At 49.8% G+C, this 24,656-nt stretch carries 27 protein-coding genes; 2 read left to right on the forward strand and 25 right to left on the reverse strand.

Going from position 1 to position 24,656, the window contains the following annotated elements; translation table 11 throughout:
* Positions 1-14 precede the first annotated feature (14 nt).
* The 14 genes from pruA to JNUCC21_RS19840 all read right to left on the reverse strand — a co-directional run bounded on the left by pruA (position 15) and on the right by JNUCC21_RS19840 (position 14,070).
* Entirely contained in the window at positions 15-1,562 is a 1,548-nt protein-coding gene (gene pruA, locus JNUCC21_RS19775) for an L-glutamate gamma-semialdehyde dehydrogenase (RefSeq protein ID WP_369878422.1), read from the reverse strand.
* A 207-nt stretch (positions 1,563-1,769) separates the two neighbouring features.
* Complete coding sequence (locus JNUCC21_RS19780; RefSeq protein ID WP_003150991.1) at positions 1,770-3,056, reverse strand: Glu/Leu/Phe/Val dehydrogenase; 1,287 nt, start codon at positions 3,054-3,056, stop codon at positions 1,770-1,772.
* Between the two features lie 185 nt (positions 3,057-3,241).
* Positions 3,242-3,703, reverse strand: a complete 462-nt coding sequence (gene bslB, locus JNUCC21_RS19785; protein WP_022537147.1) for a biofilm surface layer hydrophobin BslB — start codon at positions 3,701-3,703, stop codon at positions 3,242-3,244.
* A 215-nt stretch (positions 3,704-3,918) separates the two neighbouring features.
* Complete coding sequence (locus tag JNUCC21_RS19790; protein WP_007407682.1) at positions 3,919-4,374, reverse strand: dTDP-4-dehydrorhamnose 3,5-epimerase family protein; 456 nt, start codon at positions 4,372-4,374, stop codon at positions 3,919-3,921.
* Positions 4,371-5,219 (reverse strand): dTDP-4-dehydrorhamnose reductase, encoded by an 849-nt coding sequence (gene rfbD, locus JNUCC21_RS19795; protein ID WP_114354770.1) that lies wholly within the window; start codon positions 5,217-5,219, stop codon positions 4,371-4,373. The genes JNUCC21_RS19790 and rfbD overlap by 4 nt, the downstream gene beginning before the upstream one ends.
* Positions 5,220-5,239: 20 nt before the next feature.
* A complete protein-coding gene (gene rfbB / locus JNUCC21_RS19800; protein WP_144664815.1) occupies positions 5,240-6,187 on the reverse strand; it encodes a dTDP-glucose 4,6-dehydratase in 948 nt (315 codons plus the stop codon).
* Between the two features lie 2 nt (positions 6,188-6,189).
* Positions 6,190-6,927 carry a sugar phosphate nucleotidyltransferase gene (locus JNUCC21_RS19805; protein ID WP_038460267.1) on the reverse strand — a complete coding sequence of 246 codons (738 nt, stop codon included), beginning with the start codon at positions 6,925-6,927 and terminating at the stop codon, positions 6,190-6,192.
* 27 nt (positions 6,928-6,954) lie between these two features.
* Complete coding sequence (locus tag JNUCC21_RS19810) at positions 6,955-7,959, reverse strand: PseG/SpsG family protein (RefSeq protein WP_369878423.1); 1,005 nt, start codon at positions 7,957-7,959, stop codon at positions 6,955-6,957.
* A gap of 1 nt (position 7,960) precedes the next feature.
* Positions 7,961-8,701 carry a cytidylyltransferase domain-containing protein gene (locus tag JNUCC21_RS19815; protein ID WP_369878424.1) on the reverse strand — a complete coding sequence of 247 codons (741 nt, stop codon included), beginning with the start codon at positions 8,699-8,701 and terminating at the stop codon, positions 7,961-7,963.
* Complete coding sequence (locus JNUCC21_RS19820) at positions 8,694-9,815, reverse strand: N-acetylneuraminate synthase family protein (protein WP_369878425.1); 1,122 nt, start codon at positions 9,813-9,815, stop codon at positions 8,694-8,696. The genes JNUCC21_RS19815 and JNUCC21_RS19820 overlap by 8 nt, the downstream gene beginning before the upstream one ends.
* Positions 9,815-10,678, reverse strand: coding sequence for a GNAT family N-acetyltransferase (locus JNUCC21_RS19825; protein WP_059367570.1), 864 nt, complete (start codon positions 10,676-10,678; stop codon positions 9,815-9,817). The genes JNUCC21_RS19820 and JNUCC21_RS19825 overlap by 1 nt, the downstream gene beginning before the upstream one ends.
* Positions 10,679-11,848 carry a DegT/DnrJ/EryC1/StrS aminotransferase family protein gene (locus tag JNUCC21_RS19830; protein WP_012118727.1) on the reverse strand — a complete coding sequence of 390 codons (1,170 nt, stop codon included), beginning with the start codon at positions 11,846-11,848 and terminating at the stop codon, positions 10,679-10,681.
* 22 nt (positions 11,849-11,870) lie between these two features.
* Positions 11,871-13,295, reverse strand: coding sequence for a CDP-glycerol glycerophosphotransferase family protein (locus JNUCC21_RS19835; protein WP_015240805.1), 1,425 nt, complete (start codon positions 13,293-13,295; stop codon positions 11,871-11,873).
* Positions 13,296-13,299: 4 nt separating this feature from the next.
* Positions 13,300-14,070 carry a glycosyltransferase family 2 protein gene (locus JNUCC21_RS19840; protein ID WP_003150972.1) on the reverse strand — a complete coding sequence of 257 codons (771 nt, stop codon included), beginning with the start codon at positions 14,068-14,070 and terminating at the stop codon, positions 13,300-13,302.
* Positions 14,071-14,350: 280 nt separating this feature from the next.
* Between JNUCC21_RS19840 and gerQ the strand changes: the two genes are divergently transcribed.
* Positions 14,351-14,902, forward strand: coding sequence for a spore coat protein GerQ (gerQ, locus tag JNUCC21_RS19845; RefSeq protein ID WP_007407693.1), 552 nt, complete (start codon positions 14,351-14,353; stop codon positions 14,900-14,902).
* A gap of 46 nt (positions 14,903-14,948) precedes the next feature.
* Here the strand turns inward: gerQ and JNUCC21_RS19850 are convergent, their stop codons facing one another.
* The 8 genes from JNUCC21_RS19850 to JNUCC21_RS19885 all read right to left on the reverse strand — a co-directional run bounded on the left by JNUCC21_RS19850 (position 14,949) and on the right by JNUCC21_RS19885 (position 20,325).
* Complete coding sequence (locus tag JNUCC21_RS19850; RefSeq protein ID WP_003150969.1) at positions 14,949-15,320, reverse strand: DUF423 domain-containing protein; 372 nt, start codon at positions 15,318-15,320, stop codon at positions 14,949-14,951.
* Between the two features lie 63 nt (positions 15,321-15,383).
* Positions 15,384-16,703 (reverse strand): purine/pyrimidine permease, encoded by a 1,320-nt coding sequence (locus JNUCC21_RS19855; protein WP_015240808.1) that lies wholly within the window; start codon positions 16,701-16,703, stop codon positions 15,384-15,386.
* A gap of 18 nt (positions 16,704-16,721) precedes the next feature.
* Complete coding sequence (locus JNUCC21_RS19860; RefSeq protein WP_369878840.1) at positions 16,722-17,138, reverse strand: YwdI family protein; 417 nt, start codon at positions 17,136-17,138, stop codon at positions 16,722-16,724.
* A gap of 59 nt (positions 17,139-17,197) precedes the next feature.
* Positions 17,198-17,881 (reverse strand): uracil-DNA glycosylase, encoded by a 684-nt coding sequence (locus JNUCC21_RS19865; RefSeq protein ID WP_369878426.1) that lies wholly within the window; start codon positions 17,879-17,881, stop codon positions 17,198-17,200.
* Positions 17,882-17,895: 14 nt separating this feature from the next.
* Complete coding sequence (locus JNUCC21_RS19870; RefSeq protein WP_007407698.1) at positions 17,896-18,702, reverse strand: glycosyltransferase family 2 protein; 807 nt, start codon at positions 18,700-18,702, stop codon at positions 17,896-17,898.
* 84 nt (positions 18,703-18,786) lie between these two features.
* Positions 18,787-19,314: a hypothetical protein gene (locus JNUCC21_RS19875; RefSeq protein WP_015240811.1), complete on the reverse strand. Its 528-nt coding sequence runs from the start codon at positions 19,312-19,314 to the stop codon at positions 18,787-18,789.
* Between the two features lie 44 nt (positions 19,315-19,358).
* The gene (locus JNUCC21_RS19880) at positions 19,359-19,994 is read right to left on the reverse strand and encodes a permease prefix domain 1-containing protein (RefSeq protein ID WP_072589694.1); all 636 of its coding nucleotides are present in this window, start codon (positions 19,992-19,994) and stop codon (positions 19,359-19,361) included.
* Positions 19,987-20,325 (reverse strand): PadR family transcriptional regulator, encoded by a 339-nt coding sequence (locus tag JNUCC21_RS19885; RefSeq protein WP_072589695.1) that lies wholly within the window; start codon positions 20,323-20,325, stop codon positions 19,987-19,989. The genes JNUCC21_RS19880 and JNUCC21_RS19885 overlap by 8 nt, the downstream gene beginning before the upstream one ends.
* Before the next feature lie 149 nt (positions 20,326-20,474).
* Here JNUCC21_RS19885 and JNUCC21_RS19890 point away from each other — a divergent pair, with 149 nt between their 5' ends.
* Complete coding sequence (locus JNUCC21_RS19890; RefSeq protein WP_003150959.1) at positions 20,475-21,287, forward strand: bifunctional hydroxymethylpyrimidine kinase/phosphomethylpyrimidine kinase; 813 nt, start codon at positions 20,475-20,477, stop codon at positions 21,285-21,287.
* A gap of 31 nt (positions 21,288-21,318) precedes the next feature.
* Here the strand turns inward: JNUCC21_RS19890 and JNUCC21_RS19895 are convergent, their stop codons facing one another.
* The 3 genes from JNUCC21_RS19895 to JNUCC21_RS19905 form a co-directional block, all read right to left on the reverse strand.
* Positions 21,319-21,594, reverse strand: coding sequence for a hypothetical protein (locus JNUCC21_RS19895; RefSeq protein WP_042635591.1), 276 nt, complete (start codon positions 21,592-21,594; stop codon positions 21,319-21,321).
* 63 nt (positions 21,595-21,657) lie between these two features.
* Positions 21,658-23,097 (reverse strand): sucrose-6-phosphate hydrolase, encoded by a 1,440-nt coding sequence (locus JNUCC21_RS19900; RefSeq protein WP_369878427.1) that lies wholly within the window; start codon positions 23,095-23,097, stop codon positions 21,658-21,660.
* Positions 23,094-24,476, reverse strand: coding sequence for a sucrose-specific PTS transporter subunit IIBC (locus JNUCC21_RS19905; protein WP_150941497.1), 1,383 nt, complete (start codon positions 24,474-24,476; stop codon positions 23,094-23,096). The genes JNUCC21_RS19900 and JNUCC21_RS19905 overlap by 4 nt, the downstream gene beginning before the upstream one ends.
* Positions 24,477-24,656 lie beyond the last annotated feature (180 nt).

A 24,656-nucleotide genomic window follows, 5' to 3' on the forward strand; every position in this document is an offset into this window, starting at 1 on the left:
CTATTTCCGAAAGATTAATAGGCTTCAGACGTTGTTTTTGCCTGCATATGAAGAATCAGATAGTCAGGTCCTCCGGCTTTTGAATCGGTTCCTGACATATTGAAGCCGCCGAACGGCTGGTATCCGACAATCGCTCCCGTACATCCGCGGTTGAAGTATAGATTCCCGACGTGAAAATCTTTGCGGGCGCGTTCAATGTGCGCGCGGGTTTTTGATAACAGAGCGCCCGTCAGTCCGTAATCGGTATTATTGGCAATCTCAAGCATATGGTCGAAATCACGGGCTTTTGAGATCGCGACGACCGGCCCGAAAATTTCCTCCTTCATCAGGCGGGCGTTTTCATCAACATCCGCAAAAATGGTCGGCTGAATAAAGTATCCTTTTGAATCATCACCTTCGCCTCCCGTCAGGAGTTTTCCTTCTGTTTTGCCGATTTCGATATAACTCATGACTTTATTATAAGATGCTTCGTGGATGACTGGCCCCATGTATGTATCAAAATCTTCCGGACTTCCGACAGTGAGTGATTTTGTTAAAGCGACGGCTTTTTCAACAACTTCATCATAGACGTCCTGATGGATGACCGCACGGGAACCGGCTGAACATTTTTGGCCTGAGAATCCGAAGGCGGAATACACGATTGAGGAAGCGGCAAGATCAAGATCAGCATCTCTGTCTACAAGCACCGTATCTTTCCCTCCCATTTCGGCAATGACCCGTTTCAGCCACTTTTGGCCCGGCTGTACTTTTGCGGCGCGTTCATAAATACGGCATCCAACCGCGCGGGAACCTGTAAACGACACAAATCTCGTCTTCGGATGCTCAACCAGATAGTCGCCGATTTCTCCTCCGTCGCCCGGTATGAATTGGAGCACGCCGTCCGGCAGGCCCGCTTCTTTCATCACTTCAACGAATTTCGCCGCCACGACAGGCGCCGCATCCGCCGGTTTCAGCAGTATCGTGTTGCCTGTTACGATGGCTGCCGCCGCCGTTCCCGCCATGATCGCAAGCGGGAAGTTGAATGGAGAAATGACGATTCCCACCCCAAGCGGCTCATAGTGATACTGATTATATTCTCCGTCACGGCTCTTTACAGGAGAACCGTCTTTCAGTTTCAGCATCTGACGGGCGTAATACTCTAAAAAGTCGATCGCTTCCGCCGTATCCGCATCCGCTTCCTTCCACGGTTTTCCCGCTTCTTTCACTAGATACGCGGAGAATTCGTGCTTTCTTCTGCGGATGATCGCCGCCGCTTTAAACAGCACATTCGCGCGGTGTTCCGGCCGTACTTTTTTCCATGTTTGAAATGCCTGCAGCGCAGCCTGCATGGCCTTTTCCGCAAGTTCTTTTCCGGCGGCCGATACAGAACCGATCACTTCTTTTTTATCTGCCGGATTGACGGAAATGATCTTTTTATCCGTTTCAATCGCTTCACCGTTGATAATAAGCGGATAATGCTTGCCGAGCTGTGAATTCACATAAGCCAGCGCTTCCTGAAACGATTGTTTATTTGTCTCTTCCTGAAAATTTGTAAATGGTTCGTGTGCGTATGAAACTGTCATTAGAATTCCTCCCCGTATTTTGTAATGTGTGCTCACGCTTTATGATGATGCAAGAAGCATACCAGCATAGCAATTTGTGATAAAAATAAGAAAATCTTTGCCGAAAGCGGACGAAGCTTGTCCGAATCTGTCAGCTGTAATCTGAAAACGCAAAGAAATTTTGCGATCCGCTATATAACTGATGCAAAATCTCTTTGCGGATAACACTTATACCCAGCCGCGGAACCGGGCCGCTTCAGCCGACTTTCTGATGCCCGTCATATAGGCGGCTAAACGCATATCGACTTTGTGGGTATGCGCTGTCTGATAAATGGATTCAAACGAATTCACCATGACGCTGCGCAGTTTTCCGGCGACTTCCTCCTCAGACCAGTAAAAGCCTTGATTATTTTGCACCCATTCAAAATAAGACACCGTCACGCCGCCGGCGCTTGCCAAAATATCCGGCACGAGAAGCACGCCTCTTTCATTCAGAATTTTCGTGGCATCTATCGTTGTCGGGCCGTTTGCCGCCTCCACAATGATTGAGGCTTTAATGTGATGGGCGTTTTCAGCCGTAATCTGATTGGAGATTGCGGCGGGCACGAGAATATCACAGTCCTTTTCCAGCAGCTCCCTGTTCGTTATGACATCCGAGAAGAGATTCGTCACCGTGCCGAAGCTGTCCCGCTTATCCAGCAGGTAATCAATGTCAAGGCCGTCAGGGTCATACAAAGCGCCGTGGGCGTCTGAGATGCCGATCACCTTGGCACCGGCATCATGCATAAATTTAGCGAGAAAGCTCCCCGCATTTCCGAACCCCTGAATGATGATCCGCGCATTTTCCAATGGAATCCCTTTTTTCTTAACGGCTTCCTCAATACAAATCGTGACGCCTTGCGCGGTCGCCGTCTCCCGCCCCTGTGAACCGCCGAGAACGATCGGTTTGCCCGTAATGAATCCCGGTGAATCAAATTCTCTCAGGCGGCTGTATTCGTCCATCATCCATGCCATAATCTGCGAGTTGGTATATACGTCGGGAGCCGGAATATCCTTTGTCGGACCGACGATCTGGCTGATCGCACGCACATATCCGCGGCTCAGCCGTTCCAGCTCTCCGAATGACATCGTCCGCGGATCACAGATGATGCCGCCTTTTCCGCCCCCGTAAGGAAGATTTGTGATGCCGCATTTTAAAGTCATCCAGATGGAAAGCGCCTTAACCTCTTCTTCACTGACTTCCGGATGAAACCGCACGCCCCCTTTTGTCGGGCCGACTGCGTCATTATGCTGTGAGCGGTAGCCCGTGAAAACCTGTACTGAGCCATTGTCCATTTTGACAGGGATGCGGACGGTTAAAAGCCGCATCGGCTCTTTCATCAGTTCATACATATTGTCAGGATAGCCCAGTTTGCGCAGGGCCTCTTTTATGATCGATTGTGTTGACAAGAACAAATTAAGAACTTCTTTTTCTTCATCTTTCTGATTGCTTTTAGAAAGCGGGTTGGCTGACATGTTTATCACCTCATCGTATTTTACGTGTAAGCTTCAATTACCGGCAGAACAAAATGTAAGCGCTTTTACACCAAAACCCATCAATCCCTTTCACATTGTCGTTACGCCCTTTTTATATGCAAGATTCATGCCAGGTTTTTTGCGCATAAAAAAAAGAGGCTGTTGTCAGCCTCTTTCATCCTGGATTAACGCGGGTCAATAACCAGCTTTGTTTCGGCATAAAGACTGCCGGCCCCCAAACCGTTTACGTAATCGCCTTTAATTGTATACGCGCCCGCGCGCGGAAGGTTTTTACGCACCAGGACGAGATTGTATTCAGACGCGCCCAATAAGTCAAGGGTAAGCGGAAGTCTGACCGTTTTTCCGTAGTTGAGAATTTGCGTTTCTTTCAGTGTTCTTCCGTTTACAGAGTCCCTCACAGTGGCGTTGAACCCGTCAGGAAATTGAAATTCAACGGCGCCGACGGCAAGCAGCGCATTCGGCTTGTATGTGACTTCAATATCAGATGTCGCGTATTCTTTCGTACTATTGACGGTTTTCGCTTCAATAACGGCAGATTGGGCGTTCGCATGAAAAGATGGCAAGAACACAGATGAAAATACCGCAGCACTGATGAGAAAGGCCGAAAATGATTTTCTTTTTAACATCATGAATTCCTCCAGATCATATGGGATTCAGAGCGTCCTCTGCCGGAAAAGCGTGTCTGATGGTTCCATTCGCGAATTGGGTTTCTCTTTTCCTGAGAATAATCTACCACCTTTATCCATGGAAGTAAATTATTTTTTAGAATATTCAATCATTTATTTTTCACGAGATGAATCAGCACAAAAAACGAAGACATCCGCTGTCTTCGTCTTGTGCGCTATCGGTGAGCCGTCTGCCAGTCAAATCCGATGGTGTCATCATTCCACGGAATTCTTTTTTCGTCAGGCTGATCCGGATTGTAGGACATTGTCGTGAAATAAATAATGGTCAGCGGGGTTTCACCCAGCACTCTGTACCCGTGTGCGACGCCCCTAGGAATGAGAAGGAGCATCGGATTGTCTTCTCCCATGTAGTAGACATCCGTTTCTCCCTTGGTTGCAGACTCTTCGCGAAGGTCATGCAGCACGACCTGGGCGTGGCCCGTCGGAAAAAACCACAGGTCATCCTGTTTCTCATGATAGTGAAACGCTTTAATGACGCCGGGATAGCTTTTGGACCAGGAAGCCTGCCCGAAACGCTCTAAGAGATGTTCATCGTCACGGACGAGTTCTGAGAAAAAACCCCGGTCATCGCTGTGTTTGATCAGCTTTTTGATTTTTACGCCTTCGATCACTTGCATTGTCCCTCCCTTTGTAAATAATCATGCAGCGCTTCCCGCCAATGCCTCATCCCGAGCCCCTGCCGTTCAATCGACTCAAGACTCAACACCGAGTAAGCGGGGCGCGGCGTCTCATTTCCGTATTCCTCCGTCGTGACGGGCAGCACGGAGGCGGTTCTGCCGCTTTCTTCAAAAATAGCCTTGGCAAATTCATACCAGCTGCACACTCCGCTGTTTGCGGCGTGGTATAAGCCCGGCGGCCTGTCAAACAGACCGATCACCGTTTCGGCTAAATCCTTTGTGTACGTCGGCGCCCCGACTTGATCGTTAACGACACGCACCTGATCATGTGTATCCGCAAGTTTCAGCATCGTATTGACAAAGTTGTGCCCGCCGCTGCCGTACACCCACGATGTTCTGATAATGGTGTGGTTTTTCCCCGTTAACCGGATCAGTTCTTCGCCGAGTTTTTTGCTTTTTCCATAAATCGTGCCCGGATCTGCGGGATCATCGGTCTGGTATGGCCGTGTTCCTTTGCCGCTGAAGACGTAATCGGTGCTGATGTGAATGAATTTCGCGCCGGTGTTTTCAGCCTCAAGCGCGGCATAATAAGCGCCGATTCCGTTTATTAAATACGCTTTGTCGAGCTCCGTTTCACATTTGTCAACGGAGGTGTATGCCGCCGTATTGACGACGATATCCGGCTTGTAATGGCTGAACGAGTGCCGCACCGAACGCTGGTCAGATATGTTCATCATCGCTTTTGTCAAGGCGATCACTTCATACCCTTCCTGCTTCAGCTGGCGGCATAACTCCCGCCCCAGCTGGCCGGCCGCTCCGGTTACTAATACCTTCGTCAATCGGATCCCCTTCTTTCCGATTAGTCTTGGCTGTCTGTATACCAGCGAATGGTTCTTCTCATTCCTTCTTCAAATGTGACGTCCTGCTGCCATCCCAGCTCATTTTTCAGCTTTGAAGCATTGATGGCGTAACGGCGGTCATGCCCTTTTCTGTCTTCGACATGAGCAAACTGTTCCTCGACACCGAGCTCCTTCATGATAAATGACGCAAGCTCTTTATTCGTCCGTTCATTTCCTCCGCCGATATTGTAAATGTCACCGAGTGTTCCTTTTTCCAGCACGAGCTTAATGGCGCGGCAATGATCTTCGGCAAACAGCCAGTCTCTGATCTGCATCCCGTCGCCGTACAGCGGAACCGGCGTGCCGTTTACGGCATGCCTGATAATGGTCGGAATCATTTTCTCGTGATGCTGGTACGGCCCGTAATTGTTGCTGCATCTCGTAATGATGGCTGGAAGCTTATGGGTTCTCACATAAGACATGACGAGCAGGTCTGAGCTTGCCTTGCTGGCCGAATACGGGTTGTTCGGAGAAAGCGGCGTCGTCTCCGTAAAAGCGGGATCATCCGGCGCCAAATCTCCGTACACCTCATCTGTGGAAATGTGAATCAGCCTGCCGGCTTTTCCCTGTAACACCGCGTCCGCCAGTCGGTATGTGCCCATCACATTTGTTGTGATGAACGGCTCTGCCTGATTTATGCTTCTGTCCACATGGGATTCAGCCGCAAAATGAATGACAGCGTCATACATTTGGGAAAAGACTTTGTCAATGTCCTCTTTTTCAGAAATGTCACCTTTGATAAAACGGAAACGGCCGTTCTTTTTTAAGGCTTCTATTTCAAGCGGCCTGCTTGCATACGTGAGATTATCCAGGACGGTAATCTGCGCGTCCGTTTCTTTCAGCATCATCTTTGTAAAGGTAAGGCCGATAAATCCGGCGCCCCCTGTAATTAAATATGATTTTGGCATGATTAATGCTCCTGTCCTTTCTGTAATGCCTGATGCGCCAGGCTTCCGGCGAGGTAGAGCGATTCATGCGTGCCCGCATCCACCCACCAGCCCGTTAACACATCATACGTCAGCTCACTGTGTTCAATGTATAAATTATTGACATCCGTAATTTCCAGTTCGCCGCGTTTTGAAGGGGAAATTTGTTCAATATAGGAAAACACTTCTGCGTCGTACATGTAGATCCCTGTGACGCATAGTCTGGTCGGCGGCTGCTCCGGCTTTTCAATGATCGACTTGATCCGTTTGTTTTCCTCATCAATCTCGGCGATGCCGAAGCGCTCCGGATCGTCCACTTCTTTCAGCAGCACTTTCGCTCCTTTTCCCTGCTTTGCGAAACGCTCCGTATAAGGTTTTAATGAATCTTCAAAAATATTATCTCCCAAAAGCAGAACGAACGGATCGCGACCTGTAAACCGCTTTGCGTATGATAAACCGTCGGATATGCCGGATGCGGCTGGCTGAACCTGATATGTGATTGAGACGCCGAGCTCTTCTCCGGTTTCGAGAAGTTTATGAAATTGCGGAATATATTCTTTTTGCGTAATCAGCAAGATATCTGTAATCCCCGCTTCTTCCAGCTTCATGACCGACCAGTAAATCATCGGATATGGACCGACAGGGAGTAAATGCTTATTGACCGCTTTTGTCAGCGGCATAAGGCGTGAGCCGGTGCCTCCGGCTAAGATAACACCTTTCACATGAACACTTCCTTACGTGTGGTTTTATCACAAATCATAAAGAATCGCCGCCGCCCGTTTGATGCCCCTGCCGTCAACCAGCGGCTTTCCGTTTTGATGAAGTCCGGTCCGCATCGGATAATCAGCGGCCATGTCAGACATATGCCGTGCGAGAACGTCCGGTGATATGCATTCACCAAGGCCGAGATGAACGGCGGCCCCCCGTGCGGCGAATTTTTCCGCCGTCTCAGTTTGATGCTCCACTTGAGAAAGTACGATGCAGGGCACACCTGTACAAATGGTTTCATATAAAGTGATCCCGCCGGACACGACGGCCATATCAGCCCTCGTGAGAAGCGCGGCCATGTCATTTGTCTGCCTTACCAGCTCGGCATAAGGCATTTGTGTAAGATGCGCGCGCACGTCGTCAGCATGAGGCGCGGCGCCGCCCATGACGATGATCACTCGTTTTCGCTGAATGTCGGGGATGCGGCGGCATGCTTCCATCACTTTAAAGACAAGCTTCTTCGGGTCGCTTCCTCCTAATGAAACCAATATGGTCCGGCATTCTTTTCTCAGCTGATAAAGCTGTTTGGCTTTTTCAAAACCCGGATGAAGAATCATATAATCCGGGCCTTCATATACCGCGGCGCTGCCCATTTGAACCGTCCGGCTTTTCAGCCCTCCGTAAATGCCGTTTATAACGACATCGCATAAATGAATGACATGTTCCCGTTTTTCTTCAAATAAGATGATGCGTGCCGATGAATGCTTTTTGACTTCCTCTAACCAGTCACACGGCATATCGAGCAGATCGAATATGAGAAGGTCAGGAGCCTGCCTGTTTATTTCCCGGACAATAAATTCCTTCTGTCCCTTGTCAGGCTTGATGATCACTTCCCATTGATCAGATGACAGATAAGAAGAAGCCTCTTTATTTGTGCAGAACGTTATTGAGCAATTGTTCTTAATGGCACCGGCAAGCAGCTTCATCCGGACCGCGTGCCCCATGCCGATGTCACGGCCCCCGTCAGCGAAAATCAGAACCCGCATGCTAATCAGCCTCTTTTTGCCGGATCATTTGATTAATGGCCCTGAGCTCCGGATCACTATTCAGCAGATGGATCAATTCTTTTGCCGGAATATCAGGACGCGAGCCCGCTTTTACGTACAGCTCGCGGGCCAGCCTGTAGTCCTCTTCTGTATCGACGGTCATCCGCAAGTGAGGAGCCCGGAGTTCCTGCGGGGGCTCAGGAAAGAGAAGCCGGTACCTCTCAGGAGATTCTCTTATTAAAAGCGTGACATGTTCCTGGTATTTGTCCGCCAGCGTTTTGTCGGCATTGATCTCCGTTAAAAGTCGCGCGCTTACCGCCTCGCCGCCGATGCCAAGCGGTGTACCGCAGATATACGTGTAGTCCGCGTGCTGATCTAAATGCGATTGAATCAGAAAATCAAGCAGCGAAGGGTCGACAAACGGGTTATCCCCCGTCAGTCTGACTGCGATATCCGGTTTTACTTGTTCGATGACTTGTGCAAACCGGTCAAGCACGCGCTGCTCGCTGCCGCGGTGCACACGGTAGTTCTTGCTGAGGCAGTGCGCAGACAGAATGTCGTCGGTCTTGCTGTCAGACGAGGCGACAATCAGATTATCCCGTGATTGATCATAATACGCGCTTTGCCGAACCCTTTTGACAATCATATCGAGGATCGTATACCCGCCGATCGGTTTCAGCACTTTGCCGGGAAGACGCCCGCTTCCCATCCGCGCCTGAATGATAAACAAAATGTCAGTCATCATATGGGCTGCCTTTCGTCAAAAGGTCATCCCAAGTGATGCCCGTGTCGGCGGGGATATCCCTGACCGCACGCGCGCCGTCAGTTAAAAGCTCAAAATATCTCGGGTGGAGCCCCTGCGGTTTTTGGCCGGGACGAAGGACGGCAAGGTTTTCAGCCGTAAAACATTCGCCTTTTTGAATCGGCGCTGTTGAAAAAATGCCTCTGTAAGCGAACCTTCTGATATCCCCTTCAATCGGTGTCGTCGTTTTATGGGAACTTCCCGACAGCACTTCCGGCACCGGAGCGTGATGCCCCTGCTGCAGCTCCGCTTCAACTGAGCGGATCGCCGCAACCATTTCTTTTAATTCATCCGGATTGAGGGCGAAGGAGTGATCAGCACCGGGCAGGTTTTTATCGATCGTAAAATGCTTTTCAATCAGTTTCGCTCCGAGCCTGACAGCCGCGCACGGCACATCATACGGATGGGCGCTGTGATCGGAGAAACCGATCACTGCATCCGGGAATGCGGCGGCAAGCATGGGAATGACGCTCAGATTGCTGTATTCAGGCGGCGCGGGATATTTCGCCACACAATGCATGATCGCAATTTCTGTGTTCCCCTCGCCGGTAATGGTTTGATAAGCCTCCTGAATATCTGAAATATCAGCGCCAGCGGTGGAAAAAATAATCGGTGTCTTCAGCCCCGCGACATATTTCAATAACGGCAGATGGTTCAGCTCGTAGGAGGCGATTTTAAAGGCTGAAGGCGAAGTCGCATACAGTAAGTCGGCAGAGCCTTCGTCACAGACAGTGCTTAAAAACAGCACGCCTTCTTTCTTACAATATTCAAGCAGCGGTTCGATCCACTCGGCGGGCATTTCCATTGATTGCACCAAAGAAAAAATAGAGACGTTTTTTCCCGCAGCGGTTTTGTACAAGCCGGGGTCTTTCTGATACATTTTGTCAGCCTGAAACATTTGGAACTTGACCGCGTCCGCGCCGGCCTCACTGGCCGCATCTATCAATTCAAACGCCTGGCTCAGTTTTCCGTCATGATTAATTCCGGCTTCGGCGATGATGAATACGGGCGAACCTTCGCCGATTGACTTCGTTCCGATTTGGCATGATGCCATCAGTCCGCCTCCTTCCCGGGCCACACATGATAGTAGTAATAGGACGCATCCGCTTTAAATCCCATTCTTTCGTATAGGCGGATGGCTCTTACATTGTGGAGCTGCGTTCCCGCTGATACAGTCTTATGCTGAAAGCGCAATGATTGTTCAATCACGTGCGCCGCTAAATGGAATCCCGCTCCCTTTCCTTCAAATCCCGGCTTTACCGCCATCAGATCAAGGACGAATTCATCGCCTTTAGACAGCCCCTGAACAAAGCCCACAGTCTCTCCCTTATATGTGGCGGCGAATTGTAACGAAGCTCTGCCTTCCGCATTATTCCGCGCCCACTCTTCAAACAGGCGGTTTGCACTTTCATAGCTGAGATGGGGGTCTTGATAATACCTGCTTTTTGTAAAGGCGTCGCGGGCCAGCCGGCTGATCGCTTCCGTGTCGCCGGGTCCGGCTTCTGTAATCTCAAATGGCGGCGTGCTGTTATATACACGCACCGGACTGACGAGCTTGAGAAGACTCCCTACAAAATAAGCGTTCGGAAGCTGCTGAACGACCTGCATCGCGCCGATATCTTCAGCCGGTATTTTAATAAATATAAAATCAGTGCCTGCCGCCCGCCTTGCCGCGTAAAATTCCTGAAACAGCCTTTTGAGCTGTCCGGCGCTGTTTGCGGCTGCAAGCTTCACATTGATGATATTTTTTCGGAACAATTGACTTTCCCACGAAGAGTTTTCATATAAAATCACGCCTTGAAGGCTGTTTTCTCCCAATAAACAGAGCGACGATTCATAGGCTTCCGGCTGGATGCCCTTCTGATGCAGGAAGGTATGAATCATGTCCTGCGCAAGATTTTCCCTCAGTCTGTACACCTAATCAGCCCCTTTGACGATATCCGTAACGGCTGCAATGACGTATTCAACGTCGTCATCTGTCATTGACGGATAAAGAGGGAGTGACACGGTGCGGTGATAATACGCGGCCGCGGCCGGAAAGTCAGTTTCCTTATACCCGTACGTTTTTTGATAATACGGATGGAACGGAACCGGAATAAAATGAACACTTGTGCCGATATTATATTGGTCTTTTAAAGCGGAAATCAGATCGTTCCGGCTGACCCCGGCCTCCTGCTCCTCTATTTGAAGAACATACAGATGCCATGCATGCCGCCCGTCATCACTGACATGCGGGATGGTCAGCCCTTTCATGTGTCTGAAGGCGTCCTGGTAGCGGCTCGCAATGTCGGCTCTTCTTTGCTGCATGCTGTCAATCCGTTTCAGCTGATGAAGCCCAAGCGCTGCCTGAAGATCAAACATATTCATTTTATAGCCGGGCGTTTCGACCTCGTAGTACCAGCTTCCGTTTGAAGAATAGCGGTTCCACGCGCCTTTGCTCATGCCGTGAAGGCTGAGCACCCTGATCTGATCGGCAAGCCCGTCATCGTCCGTCGTCAGCATGCCGCCTTCACCGGTTGCCAGGTTTTTTGTCGCGTAGAAGCTGAATGCCGTCGCATCGCCGATTGATCCGATCATTTTCTGTTTGTAAGTGGTATACACGGCATGTGCGGCATCCTCTAAGACAAATAACTGATGCTTTTCGGCAATGGCCAGAATCTGATCCATATCACACGACTGGCCGGCGAAATGAACGGGTACAATCGCTTTTGTCCGCGGGGTGACGGCCGCCTCAATTTTTTCAGGGTCTGCATTCAGCGTAAGCGGATCGATGTCAACAAACACCGGAACGGCGCCTGTGTGCACGATTGTATTGGCTGTTGAACTGAACGTCACGGCAGACGTGATGACCTCGTCGCCGGGACCGATCCCTTTCGCTTTCAGGGCCAAAAACAAAGCGGCGGTACATGAGTTCAGCGCGATCGCGTGCTTTGCCCCCGTCCAGGCGGCAAAGGCTTTTTCAAACGCCTCTACTTTCGGTCCCTTTGAAAGCCAGCCCGATTCAAGCGTATCAATAACCTCCTGAATTTCGTCCTTCCCGATCATGGGCAATGAATAGGGAAGAAAAGCTGATCTTTTTTGCACCATTTTCTTTGCGCTCCTATCTTTTTTATGAAGGGTCAACCCGTCTGAAGCTGACTCCGGTTTTTTCCTGAAGCACTTGGCATAAAGCGGCAAGCGAATCCTGAACCGGGTAGTTCGCGGCGACAAAAGCACGGCGCGCCTGTTCCGCTTTTTGATATTCTGCGGGGCTTTCGCATATCCGGATTAATTCCTGAGCGAGTGCCTGCGGGTCCTCAAAGACAAATTCTCCAAGTGAGTGATAATAAGGGTATCTGCGGGTTCCCGCTGATTTTCCGATCAGCACGGGCTTTTGAAACAGCATCGCTTCAAGACCGACCGTTGATGTCTGTGTCACCGCAGCGTCAACATACGGGAGAATATCATACAGCTCCATCTCTTTTTTGATGATTTTGCCTGCTTTATATTTCCGCAGCACCTGATTGTAAGCATCCAGCTTGTTTTTGCCGATTTCCCACGGATGCGGTTTAATAATGAGCTGCATGTTCTTTTGGCCGGCAAGCTCTTCAAGCACGCCCGTATAAAATTCATCAGAAAACGGCTGCGTGGCGATCAGCACCGTCCGCTGTGACGGGAGAAAAGAAAGTTTGCGGTAAAACGTGTCCTGATCTATCGGCTCTCTTGAGAAAATCTCGTCGAAACGGGGATGCCCCGTGATGATGATTTGTTCATCCCTGCAGCCTTTTGCTTTATACCACTCCGCTTCATAAGTCCCGAATACGGCCTGATAGTCCGTAAATACGGGCAGAAACGCTTCATCTCCCATGAGCGCTCCGTGCTGAAGACAGATGCTGACGGCGTTTTTTTTCGCGGACATCAGCGCCAGCACACGGCTGTAAATATCCTCCGTCGTGCCGACTACAACGGCGGAAATCTTTTCGGCCGTAAACAAAATATCAATGGCGTCAATCGCTTCAATAAATAACGGGATGTCTTTATACAAACGTTCCTGAAATTCTCTGTTTCCGAAAGCGGGATGGCTGTGAAGCTCTTTCAAAATGGAATGGGCTTTTTCAATATAAGGGACGGGGTTCCCTTTTTGCCCCATTCCCGTCAGCTCCAATTTGCAGATAACGGGCAGCCCGTAATGGTCAGGCAGACTCCATCTGGCCAGTACCGCTGTTTTTGCCGGATCAAACTGCCGGTAGTTTCCCTCGGTGAACCGAAGATGATCGAAATGCAGAATGACTTTTCCGTTTACCGGTTTCTCATCTGTTTTCTTAATGTTTTGCCTTTTTTGATCATAATATGGCTGTATACCGGCTTCAGGAATATGCTGATCAGCCGGACCGAAAAGCTCTGGGTTCTGCTCCATGCTCTCCCGAAGCGCCGGACTGATATATTGATAAAAATTACTGATCAATGCGAGCGGGATGTCTTTGTAGCGAAGTGACTGAAAAAGGTCAATATACTGCCGGTACAGCACCCAATAGTTCGCTAAGTATGCCGACAAGCCCTCACCCCTTTCCAAGCTTTTTTAATGATTCCCTCAGCTCCCGGCACGTGGTCTGCTGCGGAAGGCTGTTCACAAACTCGTTTTTCTCCGCCGCGAAAAGCTGATAATGGATGGATTGATCGGTAATATAATTGATATCAAGCTCCTCAGAAATCGGGTAAAACGGATAAAAATGATTCACTCTCCAGAAGAAACGGGCGTCACCGATCCGGTAAAACGCCGGGCTTTCATCCCAATAGGAACCGAATGCCGATTTGACCTGTTCCAGCACGGAAAACCGGTGCATGACCGAACAATGGTCAATGGCGCACGGCGCGTTCCACACGATCCGTTCGGCGGGCCTGGCCGTCTCCTTCACCGTCTCTTTCCGCTGATTCAGATGATAGGTTTTGGAACTTGAATACACGACGGCTTTTTCCGGGTCTTCATCAAGCTCTTTCACCATTTTCTCAAGCCGTTCCGGCACATACGTGTTGTCGTCGGTCGCATACGTCACGTACTCGCCCTCCGCCATTTCTATTGCCTGATTAATCAAGGCGGCGTAGCGTGTTTTTTCCGTTCTTTCTTTGACGCCCGATACATCGCTTTGATAAAACCGGACGCGGTCATCCGTGAGAAAAGGACGTATTTCCGCCAATGTCGCTTCATTTGAGTTGTCATCCATAATGAACAGCTCAAAGTCCGTAAACGTCTGAGACAGAATACTTTTAATAGAGCGGGCCACATAGTCACTTTTGTTATAGCTCGTCATGATCACTGACACTTTAGGCAACTCGTCACCCCCTTTTCGCACCTGAAACTACCGCTATCATATGTTCCTTATGCGGAAGATGCGCTAGGAATACAGACTATTATGTGAAAAGTCAGCATTGCGCGCACAAAAAAAGCCGGCTCTGATGCCCGGACTCATTGGAGCGTATTTTCTTTTTTCGCATAAATCTTTCTTTGGGCTCATATGGTGGAATAGATAAAAACAGCAGCCGCTCTGTCGGCTGTCTGATACTTGTCAGGAGGTTTCAGCATCAAGAGGTTTTCATCAAAGGAGGAACAATATGAAACCGAAAAAGAATCAATATCAGCAAATGCAGGGGATGGGGATGGGAATGGGAATGGATATGCAAGGATACCAGCCGCAGCTCGGGCCTAATCCTTATCCGCAGCCTCAGGGCCAAGGATCACAAATGATGCCGATGCAGCAGCAAATGACAATGCCGATGCAGCAAGGCCAGCAGAGCTTCGGCGGGGGGTTCCCCGGCCAGCCGCAGCAGCAGGGCGGCGGCAGCTTTCAGATTCCGTCAGGCCCATCATCGTCACAAAACGTTCCCGGCATGCTGCCGATTGAAGAGTCATACATTGAAAATATTCTGCGGTTGAACCGGGGCAAAACGGCGACGATTTATATGACATTTGAAAACAGCAAAGAATGGAATTCAAAGATTTTCCGCGGTGTGATTCAGGCGGCGGGACGTGACCATATCATCATCAGCGATCCGAAAACGGGCACCCGCTATCTGCTTCTGACCATTTACCTTGATTACATCACGTTTGATGAGGAAATCGCTTATACTTATCCGTACTCCATGTCTTCTTATTCTCCGAGATAAATCAAAAAGCCAATCGCTCACTTGACAGAGGATTGGCTTTTTTTCTTTATAAATATTTGACGGCCGCGACGATAATCATAATCCAAGAGATGATAAACGCCACGCCGCCGAGCGGTGTAATCGCGCCGAGAATGGAAATCTGCGTCACGCTCAATACGTACAGGCTTCCTGAAAACAGAACGATGCCCGCAAACATCAGCCAGCCCGCAACAGAAACACTGCCTGCGCCAGAAAGCTTTTCGGCCAAAAACGCGACAGCCAGAAGACCGAGCGCGTGATACATATGATATTGCACGCCTGTGTGCCACACCTGCAAATATTTATCGGGGATTTTCCCTTCAAGCCCATGCGCGCCGAAAGCGCCCAGCGCCACGGCCAATAAAGCGTTAATCGCACCAAGAATAATAAACACTTTCATCTATTTTTCTCCCGCCTTTTCGTTAAAGTTTCCAATTCAATCATAACCCAACATCGGCAAAATTCAACGTCCGCCGTCCGATGACACGAGATTGTCGGATTTTTTCTTTTTGATAAGCTGGATTCGGTCAATCGCTATCGCCAGCAGCGTCCCGAGTACAAGACCGTTGCTTAAGAGCGAAATCAGGATCGGATGCATCCCCGATAACGCGCTCTCCGGCACAAACATTACGCCGACCCCCGTCAGGAGCGCCAGACCGATAATGGAACGGATTCGTTTTTGCTCCTCTCTCTCATAAGAGTCAAACTCCGTAAAGGCGAGACCGGCCATCGCGGAGAAAACGACGAAGTTTACCGCAAAGCCGACCGGTGAGGGCAGACTCGCAAACGCATTCATAAATAGCGGGATCATACTGATGATCACGACAAATACACTTCCCAAAAGAAACGGCTTTTTCGAAGGAAGCTTCGTCGTCTCAATAAAACCGGCCGCCCCTGAAATCGGCACAGGCGCAATGCCCCCTGACAGTCCGCTCAAAAGGTGGCTGATCGAAGCCGCAAACCCAGCCGGACGCTCACGCCGCTTCCCGACGGTACCGCCGAATTTTTTCACCGCCGCTTCTACAACCCGGATGCTCGCGAGCATGTTGACAATCAAAAGCACGGTAATGAAGAGTGATGTAATAATCAGGCCGCTGTCAAACACGGGTTTTCCAAACGGAAAAAGAGCCGGCAGCTGAATCACGCGGTCCGGTATTTGAATCGGTTTGGCAGCGCCGAAGACGGCGAATAAGATCCATCCGCCGGCAAGCGAAAGGAGAATCGCATACTGTCTTAAGAACGTAACATTCGATCGGGACATGATGAACATCGCCGCCGTCACAACCATGGCGAGCCCGAATACAAGGCCGTCGACGCTGTTTTTTAAATAGCCGATGCCCAAAAGGCCTTTCACAATCGGCTGACTCAGCTGCATGACCAACAGCAGCAGATACACACCGGTCACAACCGGCGTAAACAGCACGGCCAGCCGTTCAATCACTTTAAAAAGGCTGAACAAAAAGAAAAAGACAGCGCTTAATAACAGCGCCCCCTGCAGCGCCCGCAGCGTCTCGCCGAATGTCGCGAACACCGTGCCAGTCAGTCCGCCGTAAATCGTGTATACGCCCCACCATAAGCCTGCCGGGCTTTCATTAATCGGCAGACGATGTCCCTGGAGACATTGGATGACCGCGGCGACGCCAAGTACAAAAAATGTGCTCTGAATCAATGCGGCAGAATCGGCATGGTTCAAGTGAAATGATTGTGCGATGGCGACAGGAACTACAATCGCAGCCGCAATCATAAATGCCGTCCATTGCAAACCCCCAAGTATCAGTTTCAAGTCAATCAACCTCTCCTGTTAAAAATCGAAAATGGAATCCCCGTCTTCCTCACGTTCGTCTTTCGCTTTTTTCTGATATTGGTTCAGCCCGGCGCTGCCCATCATTTTTTCAAGCAGCAGCGGGTCTGTCGAAGGAGACGCGGAAGGTTTCGGCGCCGCTTTCGGAATCGGATTCTGCACTGGCGCCGGAGCGGTGTGCGTCTGAGTGCCGAGCACGACATCACACAGAGAGCGGATGGCGGCCGCGTGCATTTTGACCTCCTCGGTGCGGGTCGCCGTTTTCGCCTGCCTCAGTTCTTCTTCCATCTTCTGAATCAAAGCAGAGATATGTATGTTCATGAGTAAATCCTCCAGCAGTAATTTGTCTTCTTCCTGCATTTTATCAAATTTCTGAGCGAATCGCAGAATTGAGTTTGTTATTTTTTCTGACGGCATACCGCCCGGAACGTCAAAAAAGGCGCTTTCCGCCGGGCGGAAGCGCCTCAAAAAAACGTTTATTGCGGCAGGTCGGGGATGCACCAATCGATCGGCTGCTCCCCCATTGTTTCAAGGGCGGCGTTTGTACGGGAAAACGGTCTGCTCCCGAAAAAGCCGTTCCTTGCCGAAAACGGGCTCGGATGAGTCGATTCAATAATAATGTGTTTCGATGTGTCAATGCGCTCTTTTTTCATCTGCGCGTGACGCCCCCATAGGATAAAGACAATCGGCTTCTCTCTTTCATTCACCACATCAATGATGCGGTCAGTGAGCCGCTCCCATCCCTTGCCTTTGTGGGAATTGGCCTGACCGCGGCGAACCGTAAGCAATGTGTTTAACAAAAGCACTCCCTGCTTCGCCCAGCTGACGAGCGATCCGTGGTTCGGTACGGAGCAGCCGATATCGTCCTGAAGCTCTATGAAAATATTTTTCAAAGACGGCGGCTGCCTGACCCCGGGCTGAACGGAAAAACTAAGCCCGTGCGCCTGTCCTGGCCCGTGATACGGGTCCTGTCCGAGAATGACTGCTTTTACATCCTCATAGGGCGTATAATGCAAGGCGTTAAAAATATCATGGCTGTCAGGATAAATCGTTTGGCTGCTGTATTCTTGTTTCAGCATCTCTCTCAGCTCTTGATAATACGGTTTGTCAAATTCATCTTTCAGCTGATTCCACCAGCTGTCTTTTAAAAGCTGTTTCAAACTGTCCGTCCCCCTTATGAACTGTGCAGTCTTGAATGGACGGGCTTTCCGTCCCACACAATGTCAGTCGGCGCCTCCCGCCTCTTCATGTCCGGCTCTTCAAGAAGAACCGCAAAGTTTTTCGTCGGGAGTTCTCCAAGCCCGTGCTTTTCGCTTAACCGGTCTAAGTACCGCTTCCGTTTGCCGCCGAGATCCGCGGACTGATTGCCGCCTCCCTCAAAAAACGCATATATGACGCTCGCGCAAGGAACACGCTTCACACGGTGCTGTTTTGCGGCGCGCAAATAAAAGTCCCAGTCCCAATAATTATGGACATCCGGATCAAAATACCCTAACGTGTCATGCAGAGAACGCCTGTACATGCTGCCTGACGGAACGTACGTGGAAAATACCCGCATATCCGCATAATCCGCCGTATAGGCGAACGGCTTTCGTGACACCGGGTATCTCGTGCCGCCCCGTTCTTCAAATGACACAATTTCCGCGTCAGAATGGACAAAATCCGCATCAGCAAGTGCAGCCGCCATTCTTTCCAAATGGCCCGGCGTAATGAAATCATCATCATCGCACAGCATGATACAATCACCCGACGCTTTTTTCACACCTGCGTTCCGAGCTTCCACATGTCCGGCATTCTGTTCTAAATCAATAATCTGAATCGGCAGATCGCTGTACAGCTGCTTCGCTTGTTCGACCGATTCCCCGGCATCATTTACAATGATCACTTCATAAGGCTTTATGGTCTGCATGGAAATCGACTCCAGCAGCTCACACAAAGCCGGAATCCGATTATACGTGACTATGACAATTGATATATTCATGATCCGCTCCTTCTGCTTTTTCTCATGTTCTATTAAAACATAAAGCGGCGGAGAGATCAGGGGGGATTTTTGATTTCGGCCCATTCAGAAACAAATCCAGGTCATGCCCGCCAGCAAAACGAGAATGATCAGAAGGTCTCCCCAAACAGTGCATACCGCCTTGGCATTAAGTCTGCCCGCCTCCATGGCGTTCCAAAGTTTTGATTGATAAACAGGCACCAACACCATCGCATAGCATGTGCACAAACAGACAAAAGCCGGCGGGACAAGCGCACATCCATCCTCATTCCAATCATGAATCAGTTCCGGTATACTCACCCCGCTGTCAATGTACAAGTATAATATACCCGCCAGCGGAATGAGCGAACTGATCTGCAGCTCGAAAAGTTTCACCTTCCACTCACGCGCAAACGAAACGGCCCAAATCCATCCCAGCGCATAAAACAATAGAAGAAGCAAAATACTGAAAACAACAAAAATAGCGTCTTGCATCCCATTCAGAACCATAATAAAAAGACTTACAACGGGCAATGCAAGAACCAAGCTGCAGACGGTAAATACGGTAACGGCTATTTGGGCGCACGCGCCGTACATCCACGAACCTAATCTCATTTTAACACCCCTATATAGATTCCCTATGTATATAGTGAAAAAGATCAGGCAAGCCTCTGCCTGCCTGCGTAAAAACCTATTTTGCCGCAAAACGGAAAACATACCGTCACAACGGCGCATACTGCCGCAAAACTCGGTGTGACCGCCGAAGGAAACAGCCCAGCCGGAACCAGATTGAACAAAAAGACAAACATAAAACATAGATTCGGCACCATTGAAGCCCATACCGTCCGCTCAGCAAGCTTTTTGCCGCCAGCCCCGAACTCTTTGCCAGCTTGATAGCCGATTTGGAACCAATACAGCACATAACCGATCATAATCAGCCATACTGACACGGAAATCCCTTTCCACAGCGCGTCAACAGCGGGATGAATCCTCCACGCGTGCATCATCGTAATCATCGCCCCCATCACAAAAAGACCGCAGTTGCAGAACAGATAAAAGAGCATAAAAGTCCGCGCGGGCACCGCCGAAGCTTTTTGAAAAGCAGAGATAATCTCAGACGGAGTCCCTACTTCCCGCAGAATAAGCGCCATCGCTTCGCTTTCGGTTTTGCCTTTTTCCAGATGATCACAAATGGCATGATGAATATGGCTTTGGATTTCTTTTAATAATTCACGGCTTCCGGCCTTGCCTTCCAGCCCTTTTCTGATTTCCTGCACATAAAGGTCTTTATCCATTCTGCCCGCCCCGCTTCAGCATCCGGTCCATCAGAGCAGAGAACAGATTCCATTCCTTCGTCCGTTCGGCTAGAATGTTTTTTCCTTCATCGGTGATCCGGTAATATTTTCGGTCCGGCCCTTTGGTCTGCTTTTCCCAGTAAGAAGAAATATAGCTTTGGCGTTCAAGCTTATGAAGCGATGGGTACAGCGTGCCTTCCTTCATTTGCAGTTCATTCCCGCTTCTTTTCTCCATTTCTTTCACAAGTTCATACCCGTACATGGGCCGTTCATTCAGCAGCGTCAGCACCAGAATGACCGTGCTTCCCTTTAAAAGCTCCCTGTTGAGCATTTATTTTCTCACCCTTACCTAGTAATCTTATGTAGGTATTGTACGCACATCCTCCGCGGCTGTCAAATCATTCCTCCAAGCCTTCCGTATTGTGATCGGAAGAAAATCTAACTATAATGAGATATAAAACACTGATGGAGGCCATTGATATGTCAATGCACAAAGCACTTACTATTGCCGGTTCTGATTCCAGCGGCGGCGCGGGAATTCAGGCCGATTTAAAAACATTTCAAGAAAAAAACGTATACGGAATGACGGCTTTGACCGTGATCGTAGCGATGGACCCGGAGAACAGCTGGGATCATCAAGTATTTCCGATCGATGCCGATACGATTCGCGCACAGCTGGCGACGATTGTTGACGGAATCGGCGTAGACGCCATGAAAACGGGAATGCTCCCTACCGTGGAGATCATAGAGCTTGCGGCGAAAACGATTAAAGAAAAACAGCTGAAGAATGTCGTTATCGATCCTGTCATGGTCTGCAAAGGAGCGAACGAAGTGCTGTATCCGGAGCATGCCGAAGCGCTTCGCACCCAATTGGCGCCTCTGGCAACCGTCATCACGCCAAACCTGTTTGAAGCAAGCCAGCTGAGCGGTATGGATGAATTAAAAACGGTGGAAGACATGAAAGAAGCGGCCAAGAAAATTCACGAACTCGGCGCGAAATATGTATTGATTACAGGCGGAGGCAAATTGAAACATGAAAAAGCGATCGACGTGCTGTATGACGGAGAAACCGCGGAAGTATTAGAAAGCGAAATGATTGATACACCTTATACGCACGGAGCCGGATGCACATTCTCCGCCGCCGTGACGGCAGAACTGGCCAAAGGCGCTGAAGTGAAGGAAGCCATCTATGCGGCAAAAGAATTTATCACCGCGGCAATCAAAGAATCCTTCCCGCTGAACCAATACATCGGACCGACTAAACATTCGGCGATGCGTCTTAGCGGAAAATAAAATAAATATCCCCCTCATTACCCGAGGGGGATTATTTCATTTTTTTCGCGGATGACCGCAAAAACATCTCAATAGACTGCACAAACAGCGCATATTCCTTCATCTGTTCATATGTATGCATCAGCCGATCACTCCATTCATTGTGAGGCTCAGCTCTCTTGAGCATGCGATTCAGCTGAAGCAATACTTCTTTATATTCTTCCCGCTTATCTTCCACTTGCTCTGCGGCTTTGACAAGTAAACATTTCGGCGTCATCTTCTGATTTTTCAAAACTGAGAAAACAACTCCTTTTATTCCTGGAATCATAGGCTTTCGTTTGAAGAATAGCACAGATGGCATAGGTTTCACATAAGAAAAAAGAACGATTTTCTACAAAAGTGCCCAAATTGAGCCATTTATTTCCGTTTTTCCTGCCGAAGTGACGGTTACTTCATCATTTCCCGGGAAAGGAAAATATCTGGCACTGAATACCTCTTCTCCATCATTCAAAAACAATTCAATCGAGGATGCATCCAGAAAGAGCTGCACGGAATGCACCTCGCTGATGGCGCAGCTTCTCTTTTCTTTTTCTTCTCCGCTGAAAGCGGTGCGCTCCAGCACAGCCAGCCCCTCTTCCTGATGAAATATAAACCGGGCCGCGCCCCGAATTGAGATTTCAAAACCGGATTCGCAAGTGATGTCCTCCAGCAGCACTTCAGCCCGGGACGCATCTTTCACCGGGAGGCTTACAGACGAGCAATTCAATTGAAGACGGCGCTTTTGTTCATCCGTGCGGCGTGATTTCATTTCCGAAAGCGGGCGCTGTATGATTCTGCCGTTGGACAGTGACAGCTGTCTCGGCATCGTTAAGCAGTGAATCCAGTGATACGCATGTGTCGGATGTTTGTCCTCATGCTGATCCGGAACGCCCATCCACGCGAACAGAATTCTCCGTCCCTTATCATCTTCCAGCGTCTGCGCCGCGTAAAAATCAAATCCTCTGTCAAGCTCCGTAAATTCACCGTGCTTAAATTCTGGCGGCTCTGTATGCAGCCTGCCGAGGAAATAGCCCGCCTGGTGGCTGTTATGATATTCTATCCCGTCGGCTTCAAGCCCCTGCGGACATACGAGCAGCACGTCGGTTCCGTCAAGGGAAAACAGGTCGGGACATTCCCACATATAGCCGAATGACCCGAGACCGCCGGAGTCCGCCCCCGCAATCGCACCGAGAAACGTCCAATCCGTCAAGTTCTCTGATGTGAACAACACAGCGCTTCCGGTGAGCTTTTCTGTCTGCGCGCCAAGCACCATGTAATACGCTCCGTCTTTCTTCCAAACCTTCGGATCACGGAAATGAGCGGTATAGCCTTCCGGGAGACGCGCGACAACTCCTTTTTTTTCAAATACGATCCCGTCTTCGGATACGGCGAGGCATTGATACGTTTCCCGATTGCCTTCTCCGTCACGGACATTGCCTGTGTACATCAGGCAGAGCCGCCCGTCTTTTTCGATGGCGCTTCCGGAATAACAGCCGTTTTTGTCATACCACTCACCCGGCGCAAGCGCGATTTCTTCCTCTTTCCACTCAACGAAATCCTTCGTCGTCACATGCGCCCAAAATTTCGCGCCGTGCCCCGTATGAAATGGCTGCCATTGAAAAAACAAGTGATATACGCCGTTCCATTGGATCACGCCGTTCGGATCATTTAAAAGCCCGACCGGCGGCATAATATGATAGTTCTGGCGGTATGGATCTGACGCGGCTGTTTCTCCCCGCTTCTTTTTCGCTTCCTCAGCCTGCAGGCGCAGCTCTTGATCCGGTGTCCTCATTTGACGGCCTCCTTTTCTTTAGCTCCCATAATGTAAGCGGCAATAAACGCCGAGACAGAGGCGATGCCCATTCCGATCAGATAGTTTATAAGATTTCCTAAACCGAGCGGAGCCGTGATGGCAATCATCGGAATTCCGGTCAGACCGTAGGCATTGGCGGCGACACCGGTCACCACGACATAGGCTCCGCCCAGCGCTCCGCCGATCATTCCCGCGATAAACGGCTTGCGGTATCTTAGGTTCACACCGAAAATGACTGGTTCGGTTACACCGAGAAAAGCGGAAAATGCGGCCGGCAGAGCGATTTCTTTCATTTTCGCTTTTTTCGTCAGAAAAAATACAGCCAGTCCCGCCGCGCCCTGAGCGACATTCGCCATCGACCAGATAGGAAGGATATAGTTTCTGCCCAAATCAGCGATGAGGCCGGCCTCAATCGCATGAAAGCTGTGATGCACACCGGTAAGCACAATAAGCGGATAAAGACCGCCGAAAAGCAGTCCGGCAACAATGCCCGCATGATCATACACATATGTCAGCGAGACGGTAATGCCTGATCCGATCGCCCTGCCAAGCGGACCGATTGCGATAAAGGTGATAAATCCCGTGACAATCACCGTGACAAACGGCGTGACCAATAAATCGAATGCGTGAGGCACAATTTTTCTCGTGCCCTTTTCCACTTTGCTCATAATGTAAACGGCTAACAGTACGGGGATGACCGTCCCTTGATAGCCGAGCAGCGCAATGTCGAAGCCGAAGAGCTGCATAAAATCAGGCGATGCATCCGCAAGCCCCCACGGATTCAAAAGCGCCGGATGGATCATAATTCCCCCGAGCACGGCACCGAGATAGGCATTACCGCCAAATTCCTTCGCCGCGCTGAACCCGATGAATACGGGCAGGAAGATAAACGCCGCGCTTGAAAACATCTCTAAAAGCTTAAACAGCGACGATTGTTCAGACACCCAGTGAAAAGCCTTCATCATGCCGAGCAGCCCCATTAAAAGTCCGCTTGCCACGATAGCCGGAATGATGGGAACGAATATGTTAGACAGTGTCTTCGCAAATCTTGCGGCCGGATTCAGCTTTTTTTTCGCTGCGTCCTGATGTGTCTCACGATCCTCCCGCCCCAAATCGGCTTCTTTTGAAAAAGCGTCATACACTTTATTCACGAGGCCGGTGCCGAATATAATCTGATATTGCCCCGAGCTGCTGAAAGCCCCTTTTACGCCTTCTATTTCTTCAATGCCGGCCTGGCTGATCTTCTGTTCATCTTGAATGACGAGCCTGAGCCGCGTCGCGCAATGTGTCGCGCTGATGATATTTGATTCCCCTCCGATATGTTTGATAAGCTGTTTTGCCGTTTCTTGATAATTCATGATGTATCCCCCTTTCTAAAATCAAAAAAGACCTAAAATTCGCCAACGAAAAAGGTCAGCATAATCCCTTTTTCATGTACGCAAATTTTAGGTCTTGCCTGCATTACCAGTCACAATCCCGCCGGATTCAGTTTTTTAATGCGCTTTCATTCTATTCCATGATAGCGCTTTCGTCAATAT

The organism is Bacillus sp. JNUCC-21 (assembly GCF_041222765.1).
Lineage (GTDB): Bacteria > Bacillota > Bacilli > Bacillales > Bacillaceae > Bacillus > Bacillus velezensis.

Excerpts from the sequence above, each read along its gene's own strand:
- JNUCC21_RS19830 (WP_012118727.1), bottom strand. The coding sequence starts at position 11,848 with ATGGTGCAAAAAAGATCAGCTTTTCTTCCCTATTCATTGCCCATGATC.
- JNUCC21_RS19810 (WP_369878423.1), bottom strand. The coding sequence starts at position 7,959 with ATGCGGGTTCTGATTTTCGCTGACGGGGGCCGTGACATCGGCATGGGG.
- rfbB (WP_144664815.1), bottom strand. The coding sequence starts at position 6,187 with ATGCCAAAATCATATTTAATTACAGGGGGCGCCGGATTTATCGGCCTT.
- JNUCC21_RS19905 (WP_150941497.1), bottom strand. The coding sequence starts at position 24,476 with ATGAATTATCAAGAAACGGCAAAACAGCTTATCAAACATATCGGAGGG.
- JNUCC21_RS19780 (WP_003150991.1), bottom strand. The coding sequence starts at position 3,056 with ATGTCAGCCAACCCGCTTTCTAAAAGCAATCAGAAAGATGAAGAAAAA.
- JNUCC21_RS19895 (WP_042635591.1), bottom strand. The coding sequence starts at position 21,594 with ATGATTCCAGGAATAAAAGGAGTTGTTTTCTCAGTTTTGAAAAATCAG.
- gerQ (WP_007407693.1), top strand. The coding sequence starts at position 14,351 with ATGAAACCGAAAAAGAATCAATATCAGCAAATGCAGGGGATGGGGATG.
- pruA (WP_369878422.1), bottom strand. The coding sequence starts at position 1,562 with ATGACAGTTTCATACGCACACGAACCATTTACAAATTTTCAGGAAGAG.
- JNUCC21_RS19850 (WP_003150969.1), bottom strand. The coding sequence starts at position 15,320 with ATGAAAGTGTTTATTATTCTTGGTGCGATTAACGCTTTATTGGCCGTG.
- JNUCC21_RS19860 (WP_369878840.1), bottom strand. The coding sequence starts at position 17,138 with ATGCCGTCAGAAAAAATAACAAACTCAATTCTGCGATTCGCTCAGAAA.
- JNUCC21_RS19885 (WP_072589695.1), bottom strand. The coding sequence starts at position 20,325 with ATGCTCAACAGGGAGCTTTTAAAGGGAAGCACGGTCATTCTGGTGCTG.
- bslB (WP_022537147.1), bottom strand. The coding sequence starts at position 3,703 with ATGTTAAAAAGAAAATCATTTTCGGCCTTTCTCATCAGTGCTGCGGTA.
- JNUCC21_RS19875 (WP_015240811.1), bottom strand. The coding sequence starts at position 19,314 with ATGAGATTAGGTTCGTGGATGTACGGCGCGTGCGCCCAAATAGCCGTT.
- JNUCC21_RS19900 (WP_369878427.1), bottom strand. The coding sequence starts at position 23,097 with ATGAGGACACCGGATCAAGAGCTGCGCCTGCAGGCTGAGGAAGCGAAA.
- JNUCC21_RS19890 (WP_003150959.1), top strand. The coding sequence starts at position 20,475 with ATGTCAATGCACAAAGCACTTACTATTGCCGGTTCTGATTCCAGCGGC.
- JNUCC21_RS19880 (WP_072589694.1), bottom strand. The coding sequence starts at position 19,994 with ATGGATAAAGACCTTTATGTGCAGGAAATCAGAAAAGGGCTGGAAGGC.
- JNUCC21_RS19820 (WP_369878425.1), bottom strand. The coding sequence starts at position 9,815 with ATGGCATCATGCCAAATCGGAACGAAGTCAATCGGCGAAGGTTCGCCC.
- JNUCC21_RS19815 (WP_369878424.1), bottom strand. The coding sequence starts at position 8,701 with ATGACTGACATTTTGTTTATCATTCAGGCGCGGATGGGAAGCGGGCGT.
- JNUCC21_RS19870 (WP_007407698.1), bottom strand. The coding sequence starts at position 18,702 with ATGAATATATCAATTGTCATAGTCACGTATAATCGGATTCCGGCTTTG.